Origin of the sequence: Pseudomonas sp. H3(2019) (assembly GCF_007713465.1) — a bacterium.
Lineage (GTDB): Bacteria > Pseudomonadota > Gammaproteobacteria > Pseudomonadales > Pseudomonadaceae > Aquipseudomonas.
In genome coordinates this window covers 41,247-65,641 of record NZ_VMSG01000032.1, presented here as the reverse complement: position 1 = coordinate 65,641, position 24,395 = coordinate 41,247, and the positions used below count along the sequence as shown (strand labels likewise).

At 58.1% G+C, this 24,395-nt stretch carries 26 protein-coding genes and 2 pseudogenes; 17 read left to right on the top strand and 11 right to left on the bottom strand.

The window, feature by feature from the left end:
- Positions 1-67: 67 nt before the first annotated feature.
- Complete coding sequence (locus FPT12_RS25145) at positions 68-949, bottom strand: LysR family transcriptional regulator (RefSeq protein WP_145021481.1); 882 nt, start codon at positions 947-949, stop codon at positions 68-70.
- Positions 950-1,097: 148 nt separating this feature from the next.
- Here FPT12_RS25145 and FPT12_RS25140 point away from each other — a divergent pair, with 148 nt between their 5' ends.
- Genes FPT12_RS25140 through FPT12_RS25130 form a run of 3 tightly spaced genes read left to right on the top strand, consistent with a single transcriptional unit; the run spans position 1,098 to position 3,697 of the window.
- On the top strand, positions 1,098-1,796 hold the full coding sequence (locus FPT12_RS25140) for a CoA transferase subunit A (protein WP_054597884.1): 699 nt from the start codon (positions 1,098-1,100) through the stop codon (positions 1,794-1,796).
- Between the two features lie 36 nt (positions 1,797-1,832).
- Complete coding sequence (locus FPT12_RS25135; protein ID WP_145021478.1) at positions 1,833-2,492, top strand: CoA transferase subunit B; 660 nt, start codon at positions 1,833-1,835, stop codon at positions 2,490-2,492.
- 23 nt (positions 2,493-2,515) lie between these two features.
- Positions 2,516-3,697 carry an acetyl-CoA C-acetyltransferase gene (locus FPT12_RS25130; RefSeq protein ID WP_145021475.1) on the top strand — a complete coding sequence of 394 codons (1,182 nt, stop codon included), beginning with the start codon at positions 2,516-2,518 and terminating at the stop codon, positions 3,695-3,697.
- Positions 3,698-3,822: 125 nt separating this feature from the next.
- Here FPT12_RS25130 and FPT12_RS25125 read toward each other — a convergent pair whose 3' ends face one another.
- The gene (locus FPT12_RS25125; RefSeq protein WP_145021472.1) at positions 3,823-4,368 is read right to left on the bottom strand and encodes a DUF4174 domain-containing protein; all 546 of its coding nucleotides are present in this window, start codon (positions 4,366-4,368) and stop codon (positions 3,823-3,825) included.
- A gap of 542 nt (positions 4,369-4,910) precedes the next feature.
- Between FPT12_RS25125 and FPT12_RS25120 the strand changes: the two genes are divergently transcribed.
- Entirely contained in the window at positions 4,911-5,957 is a 1,047-nt protein-coding gene (locus FPT12_RS25120; protein WP_145021469.1) for a class I SAM-dependent methyltransferase, read from the top strand.
- A 54-nt stretch (positions 5,958-6,011) separates the two neighbouring features.
- On the opposite strand, the gene FPT12_RS25115 is transcribed toward FPT12_RS25120, so the two are convergent.
- Positions 6,012-6,797 (bottom strand): sulfite exporter TauE/SafE family protein, encoded by a 786-nt coding sequence (locus FPT12_RS25115; RefSeq protein WP_145021466.1) that lies wholly within the window; start codon positions 6,795-6,797, stop codon positions 6,012-6,014.
- 334 nt (positions 6,798-7,131) lie between these two features.
- Between FPT12_RS25115 and FPT12_RS25110 the strand changes: the two genes are divergently transcribed.
- The 6 genes from FPT12_RS25110 to FPT12_RS25085 all read left to right on the top strand — a co-directional run bounded on the left by FPT12_RS25110 (position 7,132) and on the right by FPT12_RS25085 (position 12,338).
- Positions 7,132-7,908 carry an ABC transporter substrate-binding protein gene (locus FPT12_RS25110; protein ID WP_019689781.1) on the top strand — a complete coding sequence of 259 codons (777 nt, stop codon included), beginning with the start codon at positions 7,132-7,134 and terminating at the stop codon, positions 7,906-7,908.
- Between the two features lie 93 nt (positions 7,909-8,001).
- Positions 8,002-8,691 (top strand): ABC transporter permease, encoded by a 690-nt coding sequence (locus FPT12_RS25105; protein WP_145021463.1) that lies wholly within the window; start codon positions 8,002-8,004, stop codon positions 8,689-8,691.
- Positions 8,692-8,708: 17 nt separating this feature from the next.
- On the top strand, positions 8,709-9,404 hold the full coding sequence (locus FPT12_RS25100; RefSeq protein ID WP_145021459.1) for an ABC transporter permease: 696 nt from the start codon (positions 8,709-8,711) through the stop codon (positions 9,402-9,404).
- Positions 9,405-9,413: 9 nt separating this feature from the next.
- Positions 9,414-10,526: a succinylglutamate desuccinylase/aspartoacylase family protein gene (locus tag FPT12_RS25095; protein ID WP_145021456.1), complete on the top strand. Its 1,113-nt coding sequence runs from the start codon at positions 9,414-9,416 to the stop codon at positions 10,524-10,526.
- An 18-nt stretch (positions 10,527-10,544) separates the two neighbouring features.
- Positions 10,545-11,309 carry an ABC transporter ATP-binding protein gene (locus FPT12_RS25090; RefSeq protein WP_123425469.1) on the top strand — a complete coding sequence of 255 codons (765 nt, stop codon included), beginning with the start codon at positions 10,545-10,547 and terminating at the stop codon, positions 11,307-11,309.
- A 120-nt stretch (positions 11,310-11,429) separates the two neighbouring features.
- Positions 11,430-12,338 (top strand): MurR/RpiR family transcriptional regulator, encoded by a 909-nt coding sequence (locus tag FPT12_RS25085; protein ID WP_103317263.1) that lies wholly within the window; start codon positions 11,430-11,432, stop codon positions 12,336-12,338.
- Positions 12,339-12,347: 9 nt separating this feature from the next.
- Here the strand turns inward: FPT12_RS25085 and FPT12_RS25080 are convergent, their stop codons facing one another.
- A complete protein-coding gene (locus tag FPT12_RS25080; protein ID WP_178098891.1) occupies positions 12,348-12,659 on the bottom strand; it encodes an AzlD domain-containing protein in 312 nt (103 codons plus the stop codon).
- Positions 12,659-13,357 carry an AzlC family ABC transporter permease gene (locus FPT12_RS25075; protein WP_145021451.1) on the bottom strand — a complete coding sequence of 233 codons (699 nt, stop codon included), beginning with the start codon at positions 13,355-13,357 and terminating at the stop codon, positions 12,659-12,661. The genes FPT12_RS25080 and FPT12_RS25075 overlap by 1 nt, the downstream gene beginning before the upstream one ends.
- Before the next feature lie 324 nt (positions 13,358-13,681).
- On the opposite strand from FPT12_RS25075, the gene pcsA reads away from it, so the two are divergent.
- The 5 genes and pseudogenes from pcsA to FPT12_RS25050 all read left to right on the top strand — a co-directional run bounded on the left by pcsA (position 13,682) and on the right by FPT12_RS25050 (position 16,120).
- Positions 13,682-14,383, top strand: coding sequence for a phosphatidylcholine synthase (gene pcsA, locus FPT12_RS25070; RefSeq protein ID WP_371922609.1), 702 nt, complete (start codon positions 13,682-13,684; stop codon positions 14,381-14,383).
- An 11-nt stretch (positions 14,384-14,394) separates the two neighbouring features.
- Positions 14,395-14,796: a DUF488 domain-containing protein gene (locus FPT12_RS25065; protein ID WP_145021445.1), complete on the top strand. Its 402-nt coding sequence runs from the start codon at positions 14,395-14,397 to the stop codon at positions 14,794-14,796.
- Between the two features lie 73 nt (positions 14,797-14,869).
- Positions 14,870-15,274: a cupin domain-containing protein gene (locus FPT12_RS25060; protein WP_145021442.1), complete on the top strand. Its 405-nt coding sequence runs from the start codon at positions 14,870-14,872 to the stop codon at positions 15,272-15,274.
- A gap of 206 nt (positions 15,275-15,480) precedes the next feature.
- Positions 15,481-15,606: pseudogene (locus FPT12_RS25055) on the top strand (alcohol dehydrogenase); the annotation flags it as partial.
- A gap of 52 nt (positions 15,607-15,658) precedes the next feature.
- Complete coding sequence (locus FPT12_RS25050) at positions 15,659-16,120, top strand: GNAT family N-acetyltransferase (protein WP_145021439.1); 462 nt, start codon at positions 15,659-15,661, stop codon at positions 16,118-16,120.
- A 112-nt stretch (positions 16,121-16,232) separates the two neighbouring features.
- Here the strand turns inward: FPT12_RS25050 and FPT12_RS25045 are convergent, their stop codons facing one another.
- The 4 genes from FPT12_RS25045 to FPT12_RS25030 form a co-directional block, all read right to left on the bottom strand.
- Positions 16,233-17,402 (bottom strand): MFS transporter, encoded by a 1,170-nt coding sequence (locus FPT12_RS25045; RefSeq protein WP_145021436.1) that lies wholly within the window; start codon positions 17,400-17,402, stop codon positions 16,233-16,235.
- Between the two features lie 16 nt (positions 17,403-17,418).
- Positions 17,419-18,834: a saccharopine dehydrogenase C-terminal domain-containing protein gene (locus FPT12_RS25040; protein WP_145021433.1), complete on the bottom strand. Its 1,416-nt coding sequence runs from the start codon at positions 18,832-18,834 to the stop codon at positions 17,419-17,421.
- Between the two features lies 1 nt (position 18,835).
- Positions 18,836-19,627, bottom strand: a complete 792-nt coding sequence (locus FPT12_RS25035) for a hypothetical protein (protein WP_145021430.1) — start codon at positions 19,625-19,627, stop codon at positions 18,836-18,838.
- Between the two features lie 409 nt (positions 19,628-20,036).
- Positions 20,037-20,993 carry a LysR family transcriptional regulator gene (locus FPT12_RS25030; RefSeq protein ID WP_145021427.1) on the bottom strand — a complete coding sequence of 319 codons (957 nt, stop codon included), beginning with the start codon at positions 20,991-20,993 and terminating at the stop codon, positions 20,037-20,039.
- Positions 20,994-21,117: 124 nt separating this feature from the next.
- Here FPT12_RS25030 and FPT12_RS25025 point away from each other — a divergent pair, with 124 nt between their 5' ends.
- Positions 21,118-21,876: a TSUP family transporter gene (locus tag FPT12_RS25025; RefSeq protein ID WP_145021424.1), complete on the top strand. Its 759-nt coding sequence runs from the start codon at positions 21,118-21,120 to the stop codon at positions 21,874-21,876.
- Positions 21,877-22,076: 200 nt separating this feature from the next.
- Positions 22,077-22,349 (top strand): DUF2790 domain-containing protein, encoded by a 273-nt coding sequence (locus tag FPT12_RS25020; RefSeq protein ID WP_145021421.1) that lies wholly within the window; start codon positions 22,077-22,079, stop codon positions 22,347-22,349.
- A gap of 44 nt (positions 22,350-22,393) precedes the next feature.
- Here the strand turns inward: FPT12_RS25020 and FPT12_RS25015 are convergent.
- Together FPT12_RS25015 and FPT12_RS25010 are read right to left on the bottom strand one after the other, a co-directional pair.
- Positions 22,394-23,349, bottom strand: a pseudogene (locus FPT12_RS25015) (LysR family transcriptional regulator).
- Between the two features lie 65 nt (positions 23,350-23,414).
- Complete coding sequence (locus FPT12_RS25010; RefSeq protein ID WP_145021418.1) at positions 23,415-24,365, bottom strand: aldo/keto reductase; 951 nt, start codon at positions 24,363-24,365, stop codon at positions 23,415-23,417.
- Positions 24,366-24,395: the final 30 nt, after the last annotated feature.

Sequence of the window (24,395 nt, the reverse complement as noted above, 5' to 3'; positions counted from 1 at the left end):
CATACATGCACCTCTGCAACATGTTATGCCCGAACACAAAATTTATGACAGTCCCCAACCCCACAGCTCAACGAACTTCGCCCTTGAGAATGTCAAACAACGCCTGCGCCGCCGCCGACAGCTCATGACCCGGCTTGGTCAACACCCCAATGGCCCGCTCAATCACCGGATCACTCAAGGTAATGCAACACGCCCCAAGCTCACGCATCTGCTCGACACACAACGCCGGCACCGCACTCACGCCAAGCCCGCTGGCGACCATGCGCCCGACGGTCGCCAACTGATGACTCTCAAATTCCACCGGCAACTTCATCTGCCGCGCCTGCAAGTGCTCCTCAAGCATCACCCGCACCGTCGACGGCCGCTGCAACGTGATAAACGGCTGCTCCAGCAGCGTTTTCCAATCGATCTCGGCCCGCTCGGCCAGCGGCGAATCACTCGGCACCACCGCGACAAAGCGATCCATGTACAACGGAGTGAATTCCAGCGACGAACTCTGCGTCGGCTCGAACGCCACCCCAAGCTCCACATGACGATCACGGACCATCTCCAGCACCTGCTCGTTGATCACGTCGTTCACCGTGACGTTGACCTTGGGGTAACGCGCGCGAAAAGTCTTGAGAATCGGCGGCAGCAAATTGCCGGCAAACGAGGGCATCGCCGCCAGCGTCACCCGCCCTCGTTGCAGGGTGAAACGCTGGCGCATTTCATCCTCGGCGTTATCCCAGTCAGCGATCAGCCGCCGGGCCAACGGCAGCAGGGCCTCGCCCTCCGGGGTCAGCGCAACGTTGCGTGTGGTGCGGCTGAACAAGCGCCCGCCGAGTCCGTCTTCCAGGGCCTTGATGGTCAAACTCAACGCCGACTGCGACAGGTGCAGCCGCTCACAGGCCACCGCAAAGCTCAAACTCTGTGCCACCGCCAAAAACGCCCTGATCTGCTTGACTGTCATCACCGTTCCTCACCCTGCTGACTACAATCGATTACTGAGTTTTATCTATCAATCAACCTTAAAAATCAACTTATCAAATCAATCTGATAGAGCAACACTCCACTCCATACGGCTAGCCAGCCGCCCACAAAGAATAAAAGAGGTGCATATGGCAGGTTTCGACAAGCGCGTGAGTTCCTACGAAGAGGCTCTGGCGGGCCTCGAAGACGGCATGACCGTGATCTCTGGCGGCTTCGGGTTGTGCGGTATTCCGGAAAACCTGATCGCCGAGATCAAGCGCAAAGGGACCCGCGACCTGACCGTGGTTTCCAACAACTGCGGCGTCGACGGTTTTGGCCTCGGCGTACTGCTGGAAGACCGCCAGATCCGCAAAGTGGTCGCCTCCTATGTCGGCGAAAACGCCCTGTTCGAAAAGCAACTGCTGAGCGGCGAGATTGAAGTCGTGCTGACCCCGCAAGGCACCCTGGCGGAAAAAATGCGCGCTGGCGGCGCTGGAATTCCGGCGTTCTTCACCGCCACCGGCGTCGGCACGCCAGTCGCCGAGGGTAAGGAAATCCGTGAATTCAAGGGCCGTCCATACCTGATGGAAGAGTCCATCACCGGCGACTTCGCCATCGTCAAAGGCTGGAAAGCCGACCACTTCGGCAACGTGATCTACCGCCACACCGCGCAGAACTTCAACCCGCTGGCTGCCACTGCCGGCAAGATCACCGTGGTCGAAGTCGAAGAGATCGTCGAACCCGGCGAGTTGGACCCAACACAGATCCACACCCCTGGCATCTACGTCGACCGGGTCATCTGCGGCACGTTCGAAAAACGCATCGAACAACGCACCGTGCGCAAGTGATCCTCGCCCCCAGCCCGAACAGTGGAGAATAAAAAAATGGCTCTTACCCGCGAACAAATGGCTCAGCGCGTCGCCCGCGAAATGAAAGACGGCTACTACGTGAACCTCGGCATCGGCATTCCGACCCTGGTTGCCAACTACATCCCCGAAGGCATGGAAGTCATGCTGCAATCGGAAAACGGCCTGCTCGGCATGGGCGCTTTTCCGACCGACGATAAAGTCGACGCCGACATGATCAACGCCGGCAAGCAGACCGTCACCGCGCGCATTGGTGCCTCGATTTTCTCGTCCGCCGAATCCTTCGCGATGATCCGCGGCGGCCACATCGACCTCACCGTGCTTGGTGCATTTGAAGTCGATGTACACGGCAACATCGCCTCGTGGATGATCCCCGGCAAACTGGTCAAGGGCATGGGCGGCGCGATGGACCTGGTAGCCGGTGCAGAGAACATCATCGTCACCATGACCCACGCCTCCAAGGACGGTGAATCGAAACTGCTGCCGTATTGCAGCCTGCCGCTGACCGGTGCCAACTGCATCAAGCGCGTGCTGACCGATCTGGCCTATCTGGAAATCGAAAACGGCGCATTCATCCTCAAGGAGCGCGCACCCGGTGTGAGCGTCGAGGAAATCGTCAGCAAGACCGCTGGTAAACTGATCGTTCCCGAGCATGTTCCGGAAATGCAGTTCGCCTGAACCGCACCCTGAGGAGAAATTTGATGCAAGACGTTGTGATTGTTGCCGCTACCCGTACCGCCATTGGCAGTTTTCAGGGTTCGCTGGCCAGCATCCCGGCACCGGAACTCGGTGCTGCGGTGATTCGTCAATTGCTCGCACAAACCGGTCTGGCGGCGGATCAGGTCGATGAAGTGATCCTCGGCCAGGTGCTGACCGCCGGCTCCGGCCAGAATCCGGCGCGTCAGGCGTCGATCCTCGCCGGCCTGCCTCACGCCGTACCGGCGCTGACCCTGAACAAAGTCTGCGGTTCGGGCCTCAAGGCCTTGCACCTGGGTGCGCAAGCGATTCGTTGCGGCGACGCCGAGGTGATCATTGCCGGCGGCATGGAAAACATGAGCCTGGCGCCGTACGTGTTGCCGGCCGCTCGTACCGGTCTGCGCATGGGCCACGCGAAAATGGTCGACAGCATGATCAGCGACGGCCTGTGGGATGCGTTCAACGACTACCACATGGGCATCACCGCCGAGAACCTGGTGGACAAGTACCACCTGACCCGTGAGGAGCAGGACGCGTTCGCCGCCGCTTCGCAGCAAAAAGCCACGGCGGCTATCGCAGCCGGGCGTTTTGCCGACGAGATCACGCCGATCCTGATCCCGCAGCGCAAAGGTGAGCCGTTGTCCTTCGCGGTCGACGAACAACCGCGCGCCGAGACCACTGCCGAGTCTTTGGCCAAGCTCAAACCGGCCTTCAAGAAAGACGGCAGCGTCACCGCCGGCAACTCTTCCAGCCTCAATGACGGCGCCGCTGCGGTGTTGCTGATGAGCGCCGACAAAGCCAGGCAACTGGGCTTGCCGGTGCTGGCTAAGATCACCGCCTACGCCAATGCCGGCGTCGATCCGGCGATCATGGGCATTGCTCCCGTCTCCGCGACCCGCCGCTGCCTCGACAAGGCCGGCTGGAGCCTTGATCAGCTGGACCTGATCGAAGCCAACGAAGCCTTCGCCGCGCAGTCACTGGCGGTCGGCAAAGAGCTGGAATGGGATGCAAGCAAGGTCAACGTCAACGGTGGCGCCATTGCCTTGGGCCACCCGATTGGTGCGTCCGGTTGCCGGGTGCTGGTGTCGCTGCTGCACGAAATGATCAAGCGTGATGCCAAGAAAGGCCTTGCCACCTTGTGCATCGGTGGTGGTCAGGGCGTGGCCCTGGCGATCGAACGGGCCTAAACCCGCAAGCGTTCAACAGCCAGCGCACGGACCCACGATATCCGCTCGCTGACTGGCAACACACCCGGCGCGACTTCGGTGGCGCCGGGTCTTTTTTTGCCTTGCGCAAAGGTCCTGCGCGATGATCAATCATCCAAGGGTTGCGGTGGCGCAGCCGGTTTTGCAGCCTTGCCGCCCTTCGCCCCTTTACCGCCCTTGACCGGCGCAGCCTCTACGGGTGGCGGCGCAGGTGGCGCTGCCTCTTTCTCGGTGGCTGGAAGCTGGTCAACGGTGGCGAACAGATCCTTGGCCTCGATCGGGCCGAGGTGGTCGAGTTTTTTCTCGCCGTCCTTGCCCACCAGAATGACCTTGGTCTCGCCACTGACGCCCAGTTTCAACTCGCGAATCAGCGCCATGGTGGTTTGTGCATCGAGGTCCTTGCCGTCACGTTGGCCCATGAGGTTGACCACGGTGTACAGCACCATATTGCGTTCCTTGAAGGCCTGGCTGTTGGCCGGTTCCGCCAGGGACTTTTTCAGACTGACCAGTGTCGGGTCGATGCTGCTGGGAGCGATGACGATCAGCGGCCGGTTCCTGCCGATTTCCTGGGCCAGGGGCGTGTCGTTGTCGGCGGCGAATAGAGGGCCGGCGACAGCGAGCAGAGTTGCAAGGGTCAGTGACCGAATGAGCATGCGCATCTCCTTTTGATTTCCACACTTTATGATTGCGCATCAAAGCGAAAGATCCAGGTCAATGCCTGAAATTTCTATCGCCATGCTGCGAAGCTTAGGCGAGCGGGCTTAATCCGCAACCGTATATAGCGACACAGGTTCAGGTCATTCCGTTTGTCCAGGCTCGCACCGCCAGAACCAAAACACACGGCGCAGGGTTATATCGCGTACTACACTTAGTTTGTCCTCCGTAGGGGGGACGTTGCCAAATCCGGGTCCGTAAGCAGCGAGTTTGTCGAAGAAACCCGCCCACGACGCTGGAGCCAATGGCTACTCGTAATCGTCCTGTGGGGCACGGCCCCACAGTGACGTCATGCAGGACGACGTTTTCGCGTCCCACTCGCCCGGACATATCGTGTGTCCGGGCATTCGCGTGGCAGACGGTTTGGCTTCACAACGCGCCTGCAGTGTCGCCCTGATCACCCATCCGACTGCCGCCTGAAAGGTTGCTGCCTCTGCACATGCCCTCCTTTACCGGTGGTCTTTTTTCAGGAGGAGCAGTTATGGACGAAGCCAAACTCAATGACTTCATGGGCAAGGTGGTTTCCGACATGGGCGGCGCAGCAATGCTCGCGAACATGATCCTGGGCGATGAACTCGGTTTGTACCGGGCGATGGCCGACAGCCAGCCTGTCACCCCTGAAGCGCTGGCCAGTAAGACTGGCTGCAATGCACGACTGTTGCGCGAATGGCTCAGTGCTCACGCAGCCTCTGGCTACATGGAACACGTTGACGGGAAATTCCGCCTGCCAGAAGAACAAGCCCTGGCGCTGGCGATCGAGGACTCACCGGTTTATGTCCCGGGCGGCGCCGCAGTGATTGCCTCGTTTTACCATGACAAAGACAAGCTGATCGCCGCCATGCGTGGCGATGGTGCCCTCGCCTGGGGCGATCACCACAGTTGCATGTTCAAAGGCACCGAACGCTTCTTCAGACCCGGCTACCGCGCACACCTGGTCGGCGAGTGGTTACCTGCACTTGAAGGCGTGGTGGGCAAGCTACAAGCCGGGGCCAAGGTCGCGGATGTCGGTTGCGGCCACGGCGCCTCAACGGTGGTCATGGCCCAAGCATTCCCGGCCTCCAGTTTTGTCGGCTTCGACTATCACGCACCGTCCATCACCACTGCGACCCAACGTGCTGAAGAAGGTGGCGTGGCCGATCGCGCGCGCTTCGTTCAGAGTACCGCCAAGAACTTTCCGGGCAATGACTACGATTTGATCTGCTACTTCGATTGTCTCCACGACATGGGCGACCCGGTGGGCGCTGCCAAACATGCCTATGAGTCGCTCAAGCCCGACGGAACGGTGCTGTTGGTGGAGCCGTATGCCAATGACCATCTCGACGAAAACGCGACCCCGGTAGGACGGCTGTTCTACGCCGCGTCAACGTTCATCTGTACGCCTAACTCGTTGTCTCAGGAAGTCGGTCTGGGGCTCGGGGCCCAAGCGGGAGAAGCACGGCTGCGGGATGTATTCACCCAGGCCGGATTCAAGCATTTCCGCCGGGCGGCAGAGACACCGTTCAACCTGATTCTGGAAGCGCGTAAATAACTGCTGTAGGTGACATCCCGTGTCAGGCGCTGAAGGAGCAGCGCCCGGCCTGGATCAAAACACCAATTTGTAGCCGATGAACACCAGCATGACGGCCAGGCAAGGACGCAACACACCGTCGGAAATTTTCCCGGTCAGGTGACTGCCGATATAGATCCCCGGCAACGACCCCATCAGCAGAAAGCCCAGCAGGTGCCAATCCATATTGCCCATGCTCGCGTGCCCCAGTCCCGCAACCAGGGTCAGCGGTACGGCGTGGGCGATTTCTGTGCCGACCAGGCGTTTGGTTGCCAGGAACGGGTACAGGATGAACAGCGCCACAGTCCCCAGTGCGCCGGCACCGATGGAGGTCAAAGCGACCATCGCACCGAGTATTGCGCCCGTGACGATGGTCAGCAGGTTCAGGTTCCGGTTACTGAGGTGGTAATGATCGCCCGCATGTTTTTGGGCAAACGCCAAGAGTTGGCGCTTGAAGAGAATAGCCAGCGCCGTCAGCAGTAATACAAAGCCTAACGCCTGCTTGATAACGGCATTGGTCGCGTGCGGATCCGTGTTGAGGTATTTCAGGAACAACAAGGTCATGACAACGGCAGGCACGCTGCCCAATGTCAGCCAGCCAGTAATTTTCCAGTCGATGTTCCGGTGCTTTTGATGAACCAGCACACCACCGGACTTGGTGATCGCGGCATACAACAAATCAGTCCCGACGGCCGTGGCTGGGTTGATGCCGAACCATAGAAGGATCGGCGTCATCAACGAGCCTCCCCCCACACCGGTCATGCCGACAACGAACCCGACAACCAAGCCTGCGACTACAAAACCCAAATTACCGAAGTCCATTGCCATACCTTACAAAAACAGCGCGACGACTTAAAAATCTGGCAGTCAGCATAGCGATTTTTCTTATAACCACTTATACCAATATGATCTGACTTTATAACTTCCCACCATCAATCGTAGCCGCCAAACCTCCTTGTGCCGTCAGGGCACAGTCTCCTTGTCGCGCCATGACCGTCTGGCTGAAACAACAGCCTGTTTGATATTTTTATTTTCAGTAGTTTGATTTATGAAATAAAACGTGTCATTTATACACTCCATGGACACGCACCCCGTTGCACACCCTCGCCAGACCGGAAGGCATTCACCCCCACACCCTATCCACGGAGTCAACAATATGAACAAGACCGGACTTCTGGCTGCTCTGGCATTTTGCGCCGTCAGCACCCTGGCCCACGCCGACGAAGACAGCCTGCGCATCGGTATCGAAGCCGCCTACCCGCCGTTCTCCTTCAAGACCCCGGAAGGCAACATCAGCGGGTTCGACTACGACATCGGCAACGCCTTGTGCGAAGAAATGAAGATCAAATGCCAGTGGGTCATCCAGGAATTCGACGGGATGATCCCCTCGTTGAAAGTGCGCAAGATCGATGCGGTGCTGTCGTCAATGTCGATTACCGACGACCGCCTGAAGTCAGTCGACTTCAGCGAAAAGTACTACCACACCCCCGGTAAGTTCGCGGCGAAGGCCGGCCAGGCGATCAATGACCCGAAGGTCGATCTCAAAGGCAAGAAACTCGGTGTGCAACGCTCCTCCACCTACGACCGTTACGCCACCGAGCAACTGGCGCCCGCCGGCGTCGAGGTGGTGCGTTACTCATCACAAAATGAAGCCTTCCTGGACCTGGCGTCGGGCCGACTGGACGCCACCCTCGCCGACATCGTCAACACCAACGAGAGCTTCATCAAGACCCCGGCCGGTAACGGCTTCGCCCTGGTGGGACCGGACATCAATGACCCGAAATACTTCGGCCGGGGCGCCGGGATTGCGCTGCGCAAAGGCGATACCGCGAACGCGGCACGCCTGAACACGGCGATTGATGCGATCCGTGCCAATGGCAAGTACCAGCAGGTCATGGCCAAGTACTTCGCTTTCGATATCTACGGCGAATAAGCCTTCCTGTAACGCTGGCGTCGGCCTTGCGCCGACACCGCTTTTCTTGCTGGTCCCGCGCGCCTGCCGGCGCTTTGGGTGAGGAACTTCATCATGCTTCACGGCTACGGATCGAGCATTCTCGATGGCGCCTGGCTGTCGATCAATCTGGCTCTGAGCTCCATGGCACTGGCCATTACCCTGGGCCTGATCGGCGCGGCGTTTCGCCTCTCGCCGCTCAAATGGTTGTCGACGCTGGGCGAAGGCTACACCACGGTGATTCGCGGTATCCCCGACCTGGTACTGATTCTGCTGATTTTCTACGGCGGCCAGGACCTGGTGAACCGCATGGCCCTCGGGCTCGGCTACACCCATTACATCGACATCAACCCGTTTGTGGCGGGTGTCTGCACCATGGGCTTCATCTTTGGCGCCTACCTCTCGGAAACCTTTCGCGGCGCCTTCATGGCGATCCCGCAAGGTCAGGCTGAAGCCGGTGCGGCCTATGGCATGAGCAGCGCCCAGGTGTTCTGGCGGATTCTGGTGCCGCAGATGATTCGCTTCGCGATCCCCGGCTTCACCAACAACTGGCTGGTGCTGACCAAATCCACGGCGTTGATATCGGTGATCGGCCTGCAGGACATGATGTTCAAGGCCAAGAACGCCGCCGACGCGACCCATGAACCCTTTACGTTTTTCCTCGCGGTCGCGGCGCTGTACCTGGTGCTGACCAGTGTCTCGTTGCTGGTGCTGCGCGCCCTGGAAAAACACTACTCGGTCGGCATCAAAGCCGCCGTCCTGTGAGTGGGAGCGAACCGACCATGCTCGACTACACCCTGATCTGGGAAAACTTGCCGCTGTATTTCAGTGGCGCGTTATTGACCCTCAAAGTACTGCTGATTTCCCTGGCCTTTGGCCTGATGCTGGCCGTTCCGCTGGCGTTGATGCGCGTCTCCCGCTCGCCGCTGATCAACTTCCCGGCCTGGCTCTACACCTACGCCATTCGTGGCACGCCGATGCTGGTGCAGCTGTTTTTGATCTATTACGGCCTGGCGCAGTTTGAAGCGGTACGCCAAAGCGTGCTCTGGCCGTACCTGTCCAGCGCGACCTTTTGCGCCTGCCTGGCCTTTGCGATCAACACCAGTGCCTACAGCGCAGAGCTGCTGGCCGGCAGCCTGAAGTCCACACCCAACGGCGAGATCGAAGCCGCCAAGGCGATGGGCATGTCACGCCTGACCCTGTACCGCCGCATTCTGCTGCCGTCGGCCCTGCGCCGGGCGTTGCCGCAGTACAGCAATGAAGTGCTGATGATGCTGCAGACCACCAGCCTGGCGTCGATCGTCACCCTGGTCGACATCACCGGTGCGGCGCGCACGGTCAGCTCGCGGTTCTACCTGCCGTTCGAAGCGTTCATCACCGCCGGCCTGATCTACCTGGCCCTGACCTTCATTCTCGTGCGCCTGTTCAAGCTCGCCGAGCGCCACTGGCTGGCGTACCTGGCCCCACGCAAGCACTAAGGAAATCCCATGGAGCACATTCACTACGTTCTACCCTGGAGCGCCTGCGGCACTGAACGCACGCTGTCGCTGTTTCGATTTGGCAGCGGCTCGCGCAAGGCTTACATCCAGGCATCGCTGCATGCCGACGAACTGCCCGGCATGCGCGTCGCCGTCGAGCTCAAGCGCCGTCTGCGCGAGCTGGAATTACGAGGCCGCCTGACCGGCGTGATCGAACTGGTGCCGATGGCCAATCCGATCGGTATCGGGCAAATGTTCCAGGCCACCCATCAGGGACGCTTCGAATTCAACAGCGGCAAGAACTTCAACCGTGACTTCCCGGAACTGGCCGAAGCCGTGGCCGTGCACCTGAAAGGCCAATTGGGCGAGGATGCCGAGGCCAACGTGGCATTGATCCGGCGTGCCATGATCGAGGTCATTGCCGACATGCCGCTGGCCGAATCGGAACTCGACGGCCTGCGCCGCCTGCTGTTGCAGCACGCCTGCGATGCCGATGTGGTGTTGGACCTGCACTGCGACTTCGAGTCGATCATGTTGCTGTATGCCCTGCCGCAAAACTGGCCACGCCTGCGTTCACTGGCCGCACGCCTGGACGCCGGTGCCGTGCTGTTGGCCGAGGACGCTGGCGGCAATGCCTTCGATGAAGCCTGCGCGATCCCCTGGTTACGCCTGGCCGAACTGTTCCCGCAGGCGAACATTCCGCTGGCCTGCGTGGCGACCACCATCGAACTGCGCGGCATGGCCGACACCGAACGTGAACCGTGCATGGCCAGTGCCGAGCAGATCCTCGGCTACCTGGCCGAACAGGGTCTGATCAGCGGTGACTGGCCAGACGCGCCGGCCAGCTGCTGCGACGCAACGCCCTTCGCCGGTGCGCAATACGCCTATGCGCCACACCCCGGTGTGGTGAGTTTTCTGCAACCGCTGGGTGCTCGGGTCTCGGTCGGCGACCCGCTGTTCGAAGTGCTCGATCCGTTGACCGATCGCCACAGTGTGGTGAAGGCCAGCACCGACGGCATTCTTTATGCCCGCGAACGCCTGCGCTTTGCCCAACCGGGCTTGTGGCTGGCCAAGGTCGCAGGCTCTACCCCCATTCGCCAGGGTCGCTTGCTCAGCGACTGACTCAAGAGAATCGACACCATGAACACACTTGAAATTCAGGACCTGCACAAACGCTACGGCACCCACGAAGTGCTCAAGGGCGTGTCCCTGGAAGCCAAAGCCGGCGACGTGATCAGCATCATCGGCTCCAGCGGCTCGGGTAAAAGCACCTTCCTGCGCTGCATCAACCTGCTGGAGCAACCCAACTCGGGCAACATCCTGCTCAATGGCGAGCAGTTGAAACTGGTCGCCAACAAGACCGGCGGGCTCAAGGCCGCCGAGCCAAAACAGCTGCAACGCATGCGCTCGCGGCTGGCAATGGTGTTTCAGCATTTCAACCTCTGGTCGCACATGAGCGCCCTTGAAAACGTCATGGAAGCGCCAGTGCATGTGCTGGGCATGGACAAGAAGCTGGCCCGTGAAAAAGCCGAGCACTACCTGAACAAGGTCGGCGTGGCCCATCGCATGGGCGCTTATCCGGCGCACATGTCGGGTGGCGAGCAGCAGCGCGTGGCGATTGCGCGTGCGTTGGCGATGGAGCCGGAAGTCATGTTGTTCGATGAGCCGACTTCAGCCCTCGACCCGGAACTGGTTGGCGAAGTGCTTAAAGTCATGCAGGACCTGGCCCTGGAAGGCCGGACCATGGTGGTGGTGACCCACGAAATGGGCTTTGCCCGGGAGGTGTCGAACCAACTGGTGTTCCTGCACAAAGGTCAGGTGGAAGAGCGTGGCAACCCGCGTGAAGTGCTGGTCAACCCGCAGTCCGAACGCCTCCAGCAGTTTCTGGCCGGCAGCCTGAAGTAAGCCGCTCGCCGACCGTTTGGGGTGCTGCACGCCAACGGTCGGCTTCGGATACACTGGCGCGCACTCATGTCAGGGGCCAGATAGGGTCCCTTCCAACCTCCTGCGGATGTTGAGCCGGTTATGCCTACTCCTTCGAAAAACACCACGGTCTACGCCGCGCCAGTCATGCGCAAACTGGCAGAAATTCTTGCCGACTTGCAGCCGTCGCTGCGCAAGGTGGCCGACTTTATCCTGCGTCATCCGCTGAAGGCCGCCACTCTGACCATCGAAGAGATGGCCCATGAAACTTCCACCTCGCCGGCGGCGGTCAACCGTCTGGCCAAGGCGTTGGACCTGGGCGGTTACAGCGGCATGAAAGCCGAGCTGGTCGCGACCTTGCAGCAGATGGTCTCCCCGGTGGACAAACTGCGTAACGAACTGGCACACCGCCCCGGTGGTGCATTCGGTCTGCATGAGCAAATCCAGAGCGCCACCAGCAACCTCGGCACCGCCGGCACCAACAATCACCCTGACACCTTCGAAGCCGTGGTCACCTGCCTGATCGAGGCGCGCAAGATCTACATCCTCGGGTTCGGCAACAGCGTCTACATGGCCGGTCTCGCGGCCTCGACACTGATGCCGTTCTGCGCCGACGCCACGGCGATCAGCATGGAAGGCGGCAACGAAAACGCCGCCTATCGACTGGCTGCAATTACCGATCAGGACGTGCTGCTGGCGATCTCGCTGCCGCGCTATTCCCTCGACACCCTGCAACTGTCGCGCTTTGCCCATGAGCGTGGCGCGACGGTGCTGGCGATCACCGACTCGCCCGCCTCGCCCCTGACTCACATCGCTCAGCACGTGCTGTTTGCGCCGGCCGACCACCCGGTGCTGACCAGTTCCAACATCGCGGTACTGGCGCTGATCGAAGGTTTGGTCGCCGGTGTGATGGCGCGTAACAAAGAAGCGGTGAAGCTGGCGACCGAACTCACCGAAAGCGTGATGAATTACCTGCACATTCCCGGCAGCAGCAAAACCCCGAAAAAGTGAGACGGCGGGTCACAGCCACCAGCGCAGCAGGAAAAAGAAGCCCATGCTCAGCAGCATGCTGATCAGGGTACTGCGGGTGTAGAGCACCAGGCCGATGGCGACCAGTGAACTGATCAGGTACGGGTTGTCGTACTGCAGATTCAGTTGATGGCCGGGCATGAACACGATCGGCCCGCAGATCGCCGTGAGCATGCCCGGCACCGCAAATCCGAGAAATTGCCGTGCGTTGCTGCTCAAGCGCACGGGCAACCGTGGTTCAAGGAACACATAGCGGTTGAGAAATACCAGCACGCCCATCCCAAAAATAACCGCCCAGACCATCATGTGCGCGCTCCATAGAACTTGTTGCAGACAAACCCGGCACTCATCCCCAGCAAGCCGGCCAATACCAGTGCCGAGCCCCAGTGCCAGTAGTTGAAGAGCACCGAGCAGAACAGCGAAACCGCCACACAGACAATCGTCGGAACGTTGCGCACCACGGGGGTGATCAACGCAATAAACGTGGCTGCGATGGAAAAATCCAGGCCCAGGTGTTCAAGGCCCGGAATGCTGCTACCCAGCACAATTCCGGCGAGGGTGAAGAGATTCCACGCCACATAAAAGGTCAGGCCCACCCCGAGGGCGTACCAGCGATTGAACTGCTGCTGGTCAAATTGACTGGTCAGTGCGAACAGTTCATCGGTGAGCAAAAATCCCAGCCCTACCCGCCAGCGACCCGGCAACGGCGAAACCACCGGACGCATGCTCATGCCGTACAGCAGGTGTTGCGAGGTCAGCAGCAAGGTGGTCAGCAGAATCGAGAAAATCCCCGCACCGCCCTTGAGCATCCCGATCGCGACCAACTGCGCAGCCCCCGCAAAGACAATGCTTGATAAGCCCTGGCCTTGCAGTGGAGTGAGGTTGGCCTCAATGGCCATCGAACCTGCCAACAGCCCCCATGGCGCAGTCGCCAGGGACAGGGGCATGACGGCAGCGGCACCGCGCAGGAAAGCACTGCGCGGCAATAGATTGTCTGACATAGCGCTCTACAACAAAGGAAAGGTTGCTAACTGTGTCAGCCGATCAACCTCTTGTCTTGAACAATCTTGCGTAATTGCGCTTCAGGCGCAGGCCGGTGGTTGAGCGCTGAGGGTAAAAAGTACTGTTCGATTGACATGGTAGCGACAGGGGATGGTCTACTTTTAATGGATGTCGACTTCGGGTCGTTTGAGCGCAGCTGAATCTTATCGCCGGATACCCGGTCGATAGGTGCAGCCCAGCCAGGTTTGCCGGTGACCCCGTCGGTAGTAGCAACTGGCCCGTATCATTCGCTGGAGAACGCCCTCTTGATAACGACCCGACGCATGGCCACGCTCAAAGCCTGGGGCGCCCACGGTTTTACCGCAACCGGTGTGGTGACCGCCTTCCTGGCGACCCTCGCCTTGTTCGATAACCAGCCCAGAGCCTGCCTGCTGTGGCTGGGCGTGGCGCTGATCGTCGATGGCGTGGACGGCTCGCTGGCACGCAAGGTCAATGTCCAGACGGTACTGCCGCATCTCGACGGATCGGTGCTGGATCTGGTCATCGACTACCTGACCTACGTGTTCATCCCGGCGCTGTTCATCTACCGTTACATCGACTTGCCGGCGTACACCCCGCTGCTGACCACCTCGGTGATCCTGGTCTCGTCGCTCTATTGCTTCTGCAACGTCAACATGAAGAGCAAGGACAACTACTTCCAGGGCTTCCCTGCCGCGTGGAACGTCGTCACTCTGTGCCTCTACATCATTGCGCCGACACCCTGGCTGACGCTGCTCACCATTATCGGCCTGGCACTGTTGACGGTGACCCGGATGAAGTTCCTGCACCCGTTTCGCGTGCGACGGTTCATGCCGATCAACATTGCCGTGACGTCCATCTGGTTGCTGTGCAGCCTGTCACTGGTCCTCAACCATCCGACCGTCAACCCTTGGGTCATGGGGCTGTGGCTTACGATGTCGGCTTACTTTCTGGGGATCTGCATCTGCCGCTCGGCCGCAGACTGGCTTGAGCGCAGTCATCATTAATGGAGGCATGAATGCCTATCCATATCGTGCAATTGGGCACGCCCCGCACACCCCATGAAGGGCTGCGCCTGGGCACCGTCCGCCGCCCACCGCGCGGCGTTCCGAAAGCCGAATTCGCCAGCCGCGACTTCTATGACACCTGGCTCCCCGTCCTGTCGCCCAGCGCGGAGCTGGTAACAGAAGCCAAAGCCGCGGAGGACGAAAAAGACTGGGAAGCCTTTCGACGTAAATTCAAGGCCGAAATGAACCACCCCGCCCCCAGCCAATTGCTGGATCTGCTGGCTGCCCTGTCCCATCAAACCTCGCTGGCCATCGGCTGCTACTGCAAGGAAGAACGCCACTGCCATCGTTCGGTGTTGCAGGAGTTGTTGAAGGCTCGTGGAGCGGTGATTGTGGCGGCTCAAGAGGTGTAACCGGTCTTGGATATCAGAAGCTAACACCACAGAAAAACAGTACTGTTAGCGCTAATAAACCTGAGCGTCGACCATGAATAAATATCTATCAATTTCTATTTTAGTCGGAACCATGATGGCTGCTCACCCAACCATGGCCACAGATACTGCGCCTGCCGCAAAAGAGACAGAAACATTGCAGAGGATTGCGGTAAATGGAACTAACCGTGAGTTGGGCATGGGAATCTCGGAGTTTCCGCCCAATGCAGAAAAACCGCGTCACCGGGCTATCGGACCCGAGATTGTGTACGTCATCCAAGGAGAAGTAATCGTTCTTATTGATGGGCAACCGGCGAAAACCGTTCGCGCAGGCGAGAGCTATCAACTTGCAGCGAAAGACGTTCATACCACCAAAGCTGGCCCATCCGGGGCAAAAACAATTGCTTCCTGGGTAACCATCCCAGGCAAACAGTTCAACATCTACACCAATAAAGAATAGGATATTTTTATTTCTCGAACATTTTCAATCATGGTGGGTTGCGAATAACCCATTAGGTTTTTCTGACCGCACAAGCGAAACCGACATTTATAATATGCCGCTTTCCTGGATGAGGTTTACATGATTAAAAATACGTTGCGACAGATCATGAGCGAAAGAAGCGGAAAATCACTCTGGGCGAGCTTTCCCATCTCTCCGGTGTGAGCAAGGGCATGGCGGGCCCGCTGTTCTGCGCCGGCTCGACAGTGTTCAACCCGCTTGTGGAATACGACGTCAAGCCCACCGACCGGGTCGGCGTGGTGGGCATCGGCGGCCTCGGTCATCTGGCACTGCCCCCCTCCGCGACCCGCCCTCTACATGACGAATACATAAGGAGTTGTTCAGATGCTGCGAGTGGATTGGCTCGATAAACAAATGGATAAATGCGACATGATGGCCGAATGGCTTTATCGAGAGTTCAGGTATGAATTTGCACAGCAATCTCTCGCCAGTTGGCAGCACGAGTTCTCTGTGGGGCAACGTGGTGGTCGTTGGAGATGCCTGATCGCAACGCAACGAGACCAGTTGCTGGGTGGCGCAACTCTTGCCAGTAGCGACCTACCTGACCGGCCCGAGTTGGGCCCGTGGCTGGCCTGCGTGTTCATCACCCCAAGCGCTCGACGCAGAGGAATTGCAGCGCAGTTGATCGAAGGCATCTGTAGCCATGCGAGAGAGGCTGGATTCACCACCTTGTTCTTGCACACGCACAACCAGAGTCATTATTACGCCAAGCTTGGCTGGGAAGTGTTGGAGCGCTTTGAGGCTTGGGGGAAAAGCCAATACCTTATGTCACGGCGTTTATCGTAAAAGCCGGGTTCAATCGCCGCCCCAGAGCCGCTCGTCAGTATTAGAACTCAGACGTGACGTCCGGGGGCGGGATATCAGGAGGATACGGCGTACGCCGAGCGGCTGGTGCGCATCACTCTGGCGCGGGGGCTCTGCGTAACATCAACATTGCGATGAACAGCGCACCGACTATCCCCACCGAGATCATCAATCCATGTTCGCTAACATAGGAAACCGTGGCGCCAGTGGCTATTGGGCCCAGTACGCTGCCTAAAGTGTAGAACATTGCAATGGCGGTCATAGCTGTGGACACTTGATGTTCGCCAACCCGGTCCCCCGCCTCAATCACAGCCAGGGTGTTCATGCCGCCAATGGCTCCCCCCCAGAGAAACACGATGAGCGTCGCTAGCCAGGGAAGGGGCTGGCTGAAGGGAATGGCCACCGTGCCCAGCAGCAGGATCAGGCCACAGACCAGTTGGCCGGTCTTGTACGAGCTGCGGTCGGCCATCCAGCCGATCGGCAGTTGCAGCACTGTGCCGCCAATGCCGAACACCGAAATCAGCAAAGTCGCGGCGGTCAACAGGTACCCGGCCGAGAGGCTGTAGCCTGCAAGGAATGACACTGATGAAGTTTCCGAAAAGCCGGCGATAAAGGCGCCACACAGAGCCGTCGGAATGACGCTGAACAACTTACCGTGGCGTTTTTCCACCGGGGTTTGCGGCTGTGTATCATGGTCTTTCAGCGTTAAGGCTAAAGCGCCGGAAACCAACACGATCGCCGCACAGGCGTAATAGGGAGCGGAGCTCCCGACGCCGAACCCCACCAACAGTAGCGGGCCGACAGCAATGCCCAGCCCCATCAGGGTCTCATGGATGCCGATCGCTCGGCCACGCTCGTTTTTCGAGGCGACCGCGACGATCCAGGTATCGCAGGCGATCCAGCGCAGGATCAAGCCAATACCCAACACAAAGTTCAGCGCAAAGATCAGCACCAAGTGGTTGGTCAGGGTCATACCGATCAGCGCGGTGATGGTCAATGCCGCGCTGAGGAGATTGGTCTTGACGAGCCCCAGAACGGCCAGCAGGCGCGGAACCATTTTGTAAAACAGCAGGATCGCTAACCACGAGGCGCTGACAATCACCCCGATCCTGGCCGCCTCGACACCCCGTTGTTCCAACGATAGCGACAGCAGCGGCGTTACGGTACCGATCTGCACGATCTGCGACAGAGCCGATAGGGTGTTTATTTTGGTGAGGGCAAACCAGCGTTGCTTGTCAGAGCACCCGACACTCAGATTTTCCATAAATGACCGACCTTATCTAGACAGCGGTAAAGTGCTCGAACTGCCACGGACAAAACTCACCTTCGGGCTTGTGGAACAGCGCGTTAATGGTGTCCAGAGGCGTCCAGTCGGTCTGTATACCTTCGAGTCTTCCGAGGAAAGGTAGAGCAATTTCCAATACCCGCCGATGGTCCATCTGTTCCGGCTCGACGATCCCGCGGTCAGGGTTTTCAATGGCCCAGATGATGCCTGAATATACTCCGGCGGCCACTTGCAGGCTGGTTGCTGTATTGAACGGCGCGATCTGCCGTGCTTCGTCGATACTCAGAATAGAGCCGTACCAATAGGCATTCAGGGCATGGCCCATGAGTAGCACACCGAGCGCGTCGACACCACCCGGGGCAATTTCGTCGTTCATGATCCGCTTACTGTCTTGTAACCGCCAACCACGGCCCACATATTCATGCACCGAAAGCAGCGCATCGTCACAAGGGTGGTAAGCGTAATGCACGGTCGGCCGGTACAGCAGCACGTTACCGTCTTTGACAGTCAAAAAGTCAGGAAGCGAGATTGCTTCGTTATGGGTGATCAGCAAGCCAGTGCAGGGGCCGCCGTTGGGGGTCCAGGTTTTTACTGGCACCGAGACGCCGGGGCGCTCAAGGTAGATCGCGTTGTTTGAACCGAACTGATGATGGCGTGCGAAGGGGGGCCAGGTTTTCTCATGGGATCCCCAGCCAAGTTCAGCAGGCTGGCCGGCTTCGCTAACAAACCCGTCGACTGACCACGTGTTAACAAATTCGTCGTCGGACTTGATGCGTGCCGAGCGCTGGGTATCACGTTCAGCGATGTGAATAACCTTGACGTTCAGCGCCATCGCCAGTTCGCCCCAGGCGACGCTGCCGTCGGCCTCAGGCACCGCGATGGCCAGCTTCTCGGCGAGATGCAGCAATGCCGATTTGACAAAATGCGAGACCAGGCCCGGATTGGCGCCGTGGGTCACCACAGCAGTCGGGCCCGAGCCGAGCTCGTCTCCGAGGGCCAACAACTGGTCGCGCAAGGCGTAGTTGGAGCGCTGCGAGGTAGTTAGACTGGGTTCGTTGTAGGTGCCTTCCCAAGGCTCGATACAGGTATCGAGGTACAGAGCACCTTGATCATGGGCAAACTTGATCAAGGCGGTGCTGCTGACGTTGACCGATAAGTTGACGATGAAATCACCGCGCCGGACGACATCGCGCAATACACTGTGAAGGTTCTCGAGAGTCAGCGCCAATTCGATAAAACTCACCCCCAGTTCGAGGAACGGCTGGTGTTGCTCTATCTGCGGAGCGATCACGAATATCGATGAGAGGTCGAATGTACGGGCTTGGACAAGCAACCCGAGGGTCGCTTTGGTGATTGATCCGAAACCGATAAACACCAATTTTGTGGCGGAAAAATTCGCATCCTTGCTCATTTCAAATAGCCTCACAGGTGGATTCAGATGCGTCAAGGTGCTGACTGCCAGGGGTGGCGGTCTCGCTGAAGTCCGGTGTGCGCCCAGTGTTGAAATACTGCTCCCATTCACAGATGATCTTTGGCACGTAAATCAACGGCATATCATGTCGATACAGTTCCTTTACCGACTCGGCGAAAGCCGGGTCCTGATGATTAGCGAACCAGTATTTATTATCGTCGTGCAAGTAGACCGGGCACTTCTGAACGTTGGTCATGTTGATGTAATTGCCCAGAGTTCTTTCAGCAATACGCTGCCAACCGTATAGCACCGTCTCGTAGAGCTGGCCGCGTTCGGAGGCGGTCAACTCGAATACCTCGCGTTTGAATTTCTGCAGGCTCATGTCACGGCAGAACATCGAGAAGGCATATACGTCGGAGTTAAAGTTGACCGCAGGAATAGGCGCCGACATCAACGGGTCATAAAGCTCATCATCCAGATCATCCGATTGTGGACAGAACGCTACGGCATCAAAGTCTTCGAATAGCACTTTGACGTTGGTGACCGGGCAAGTCAGATAGAGTTTTTTGTTCAAGGCGTGGCCAGTAGCAAGCTCTTCAGAAGAGTACTCGCTAATCGAGCTGAACAGCGCCGACAAACGCCTTACTTCCTGAGCTACGCTGTACGTATTTTGCTCTTCGGTAGCCGTCGGGCAGATAATTAGACAGGCTACTACTTCGCGCGCTTCGAGTGCCCGTACATAAGCTTCGTAGCGATCCCTAACCTCTTGTGCGGTTCGAGCAATGGTCAGCATATTAGCGGTTTTTACTGAATTCCCGCCTGCCTGCCGCGCACCCTAAGCAGCTGATAAACCAATCTTTTACTTCATCCAGAATCTTTCGATCATCCATAAGTCACCGTCCTGATAACTTTAAACAAACCATGGCAGCCTTGCCTAAGATCGGCTCGTTTCTCGGGCTCCAGCCCAATGACGGTGCGATTAGTACATGCCGAAATTTGCAAATGCAAATATTTTTACCTCATCACCCGCCCCTCCAAACTCACCGCATCCGTCTCCCCCCCGCTCCCCCGCCGCATCGATTGTGCAGGAAGGCTGGAATCAGGTCGATCCGGTGAGCGAGCATGTATCGACTAATTTTGACGGTCTCTGTTTTTGATTGGCTCAAGGCCGTCACACAGTCGTGGCCAAACGACTTGCAGGGTCAGCCCATCCCCTGCAATCCAGTTTTGATCAGCGGTAAAGCAGGCTTTCGGTCCAGGCTTTCGCCAAAGCCACGGATCATCTGCAACAGCGACTTCACCCGCAGCGGCAGATTTCCGGCCGGGTACACCGCGTGCATCTGCGGGCTTTCGCCGCTGCTGGAGGTGAGCATGTACTCGGGACAGACCCGAAGCAGGCGCCCCGCTTCCACTTCGGGCTCTGCGACCCAGTCCGCCAGGCGGGCGATCCCGACACCCGCCAGGGCCGCCTGGAATACCGCCGAACCGGAGTTGAAGCGAAACTTGGGATCAGCCCGAAAGCTGATGGCCTGCGTCTCACTGCGAAAATTCCAGTCTTTTAGAATACGCGGCGCCGTATGCAGGATCAGCGAGTGCGCCTCCAGCGCCTCGATGGAGTCGGGCGTCCCGCGCCGCTCCAGGTACCCGGGGCTGGCGTACAGGTAACGTGAATAACTCCAGAGCGGAAAGCCGATCAGGTCACTGGATTGCGGATACCCGCCACGAATCGAGAAGTCCAGTTTGCTCTTGGCCGGGTCGATGGTTTCATCGGTGAAAATCCCATCGACGTTCACGTCTGGATAACGCTCACCGTACTGCCCGATCAGCCGGGGCAAAACCCCGTGGCCGAGAAACTCGGGGGCGGAAAAGCGGACCCAGCCGTAAGCCTGGCCGCTGATTCCGGCCAGGTCTTCATCCGCTTCACGTTGCAGATCCAGCATTTTGTAGGCGTGGGGCAACAAGCGTTCACCCGCCTCGGTCAAGCTCACGGCATTGGAGGAGCGATTGAACAACTTGACCCCGACGCTTTCCTCCAAGGCTTGAACGGCACGGGTCAGCGAGCTGGGTGAACGCCCCAGCGAGCGTGCCGCCGCGACAAAACTGCGCTTGCGAGCCACCGTCGCAAAGGCTTCAAAGTCCCCCAACATATCCAGTGCCATTCGCCACCTCGTTGCACTTTTCACAACGTGGCATTGCAACACAAAAAAAGCCGTTCCGTTAACCTTCCCGCTCAATCCACACCGCTAGACCTTCACCACTCCTTCATCGTCAAGGCCTGATTTCATGATCGATACTGTCATCCTTTGCGTGTTCGCCTTTGCCGCCGGCCTGATCGATGCGGCGGTGGGTGGCGGCGGACTGATCCAGATACCTGCGCTGTTCAACGTGCTGCCCACGGCGCAACCCGCGGCGCTGCTGGGTACCAACAAGGTCGCGGCAGCCTGCGGCACTGCATTCGCGGCCCGGTCTTTCGTACGCAAGGTGGTGATCGACTGGGGGCTGGTGATCCCCGCTGCCTGTGCGGCCTTTGTCATGTCCTTCTTCGGCGCGGCCACAGTGTCGTTCGTCCCGCAGTCGGTGATCCGGCCAGCAGTGCTGGTGTTGATCGTGCTGATGGCGATCTACACCTTCTGGAAAAAGGACTTCGGCGCCCTGCACAAACCCATGCACATCGGTACCCGGGAGAAACTGCTGGCGATCGTCATCGGCGGGGCCATCGGTTTCTACGACGGACTGTTCGGTCCCGGCACCGGCAGCTTCCTGATCTTCCTGTTTATCCGCTGCTTCGCCTTCGACTTCCTGCATGCCTCGGCGTCGGCCAAACTGGTGAACATCGCGACCAACGTCGCGGCGCTGATTTTCTTCATCCCGACAGGTAACGTGCTCTACCTGATCGCCCTCCCCATGGCGGCATTCAACATCCTCGGCGCGCTGACCGGCACCTGGCTGGCGGTTCGTAAAGGCGTGCCTTTTGTCCGGGGCCTGTTCCTGGTGTTGCTGGTGATCCTGATCAGCAAACTGTCTTACGACCTGTTTGTGTGAACCTGAGCCGTGGTACTGACTGTCCCCGTAGCGTTCTATTCATGCGAAATCCGACAACAGTGTTTGTCCAATAGGCCGCTGTCTGGGAAAGGGATAAACATCTAGCATCGTTTCTACCCGGTGAGCAAATTGAATGAACATCAACTAGCTCACGAGGTAAAAACGACGCAGACCAAACCTTGAACGATACGGTGAACATGATGAAGATTTCAAAAGTTGCGATCTTCCTTGCGCTTGGCAGTTTAGGTGCACAGGCATTTGCAGACGAGAGCCATTCAACAGTCGCGACCCGTCAGGCACCGATTGAAAATTACACTTACGTAACCAAGCTCGACATTAAAAAAGTCATTGCAATGACAGACGCTGCGGACCAGTGCGGACCGGTTCCTGTTCAAATGACCTATGAAGACTCTCACGGTCAACACCATGTCCTTCAGTATCAAGTCATGGGAACAGGCTGTTCAAACGGTTGAGTACTGTGCGGACGATGGAGGGTCGACACTCCATACCTGCCGCGCTAGCGAACTCGACAGCTGTTATCTTTCCTGGCTGAACCGACGATTTCTTCATCGGATGCCAACAAACCCGGAATGTAATCTTTAAGAAACTCTACCCACGTCTTTATTTTTGCATCCACGAACTTTCGTGATGGGTATATGGCAAATACATTGAACTCTTCGAAATGATAATCCGGCAGTACACGCACTAACGTGCCAGACGTCAGTCCATCGACTGCAGACGCAATAGGCTGAATACCGATCCCCATCCCATTCGTTATGGCAACGGTCATGGCGTCGGCGGTGTTGACGTGAAACGGAGACAATGGAATGTTGACGGTCTCCACGCCTTCGGGTCCCTCAAATACCCAGTTTTCAACCGGCATTACCGTATTCACAATTCTCAAACAATCATTTCGCCAAGCGACCTCGTAGAATCGGGGATCCCGCGTTTCTTCAGGTACGCTGGCGAGGCGCAGAGAATGCTGTAGGTGATGCCCAGCCGCTGAGCGACAAATCCTGAATCGGGTAGATCCCGCGCTAAAACAATCGATATGTCATAGCCCTCCTCCAGCAAGTCAGGTAGCCGATTGGTCAGTGTCAAATCAAACATTACCAAGGGATAAATCTCTCTATACCTGGCAATGGCTTTGATCACGTAATGATTACCGATGGCTCCCATCGCATGAATCTTGAGCCTGCCAACGGGCATGACCTGGGCGGTACCCGCTTCGTCTTCGGCCTCACGTACCTCCTCAAGAATTTTCTCGCATCGCTGCAAATAGCGCACACCTGCCTCGGTCAACGCCAGGCGTCGGGTCGTGCGGTTAATCAGACGTGTTTGAAGCCTGGCCTCCAGACTGGAGACCGCTTTGGAAACGTTAGTTGTGGTGGTGTCCAATAGCTCAGCCGCCGCCGTAAAGCTGCCGCTCTGAGCAACAGCAACGAAAAAACGCATGGTCTGGAAAACGTCCATTGCTATCACCTCTGGGGGGATAGAAAGGGGGTGGCCCTGCAGAAGACCGCCCCCCTTGTCGCGCGTTACTTCTTGCCCGGAATAAATCCGGGCACACCGGTATCCACCACCGAGTTGAATCGTACCCGGGTCGTAATATCTTCCTTGATTTCAAGCATGGCCCTGCGAGGCAGGGTAGAAATCGCAAAGTTTTCCTGAATATGACTCAGCGTTGCAGATGTCGTCAGGAAAGCCACACCACGTTGTACGGACCAGGCCAATGCAACTTGAGCCGGGGTCTGTTGCAAGCGCCGGGCGATGCCTGTAATTACAGCGTCTTCCAGTACGTTCGGCTGCATGCCATGCCCCAGTGGTGCAAACGCAAGGACGATAATTCCATGCTGCCGACAAAACTCGAGCAGTTCCCATTCAGGCAGATAAGGGTGAGATTCAACCTGCACGACGGCAGGTTTAATCCGCGCCACTGCCACAATTTCTTGCAATGCTTGCAGTGTAATGTCGGATAACCCGATGGACTTGCACCGCCCCTCATCTACCAGACGCTCAAGTGCTCGCCAAGTCTCGATTAATGTCACGCCGGAGTCGTAAATGATTCTCCCCTGCTCGTCTCTTGGTTCCTGGTCTTCGCCCGGTTGAAAGGCAAAGGGCGTGTGGATGAGATAGCAATCGATGTAATCCACTTGAAGTCGTTGGCAACTGGCTTCAAAAGCCGGCAGAACCCGCTCGGGGCGATGGTTGGTGTTCCACAGCTTTGTGGTAATAAACAGGTCTTCCCGCCGGACCTTACCAGTCTCCAGGAACTCCTTTATGGCCACTGCGACCTTGTCTTCATTTCGATAGCGTTCTGCACAGTCAAAATGGCGAAAGCCTGTTTCCAGTGCGTGCTTGACGGCTTGTGTTGTCACGCTCAGATCCCGGAACAGCGTGCCAAATCCAACGGCCGGCATCTCACCCGCTCCGTGGACAAGAGGGAATTTTGTATCGCGAAGTTCATCGTGAAACGCTTCGTATGACATGTCTTTACTCCGATGTCTGGGGCCACAGCC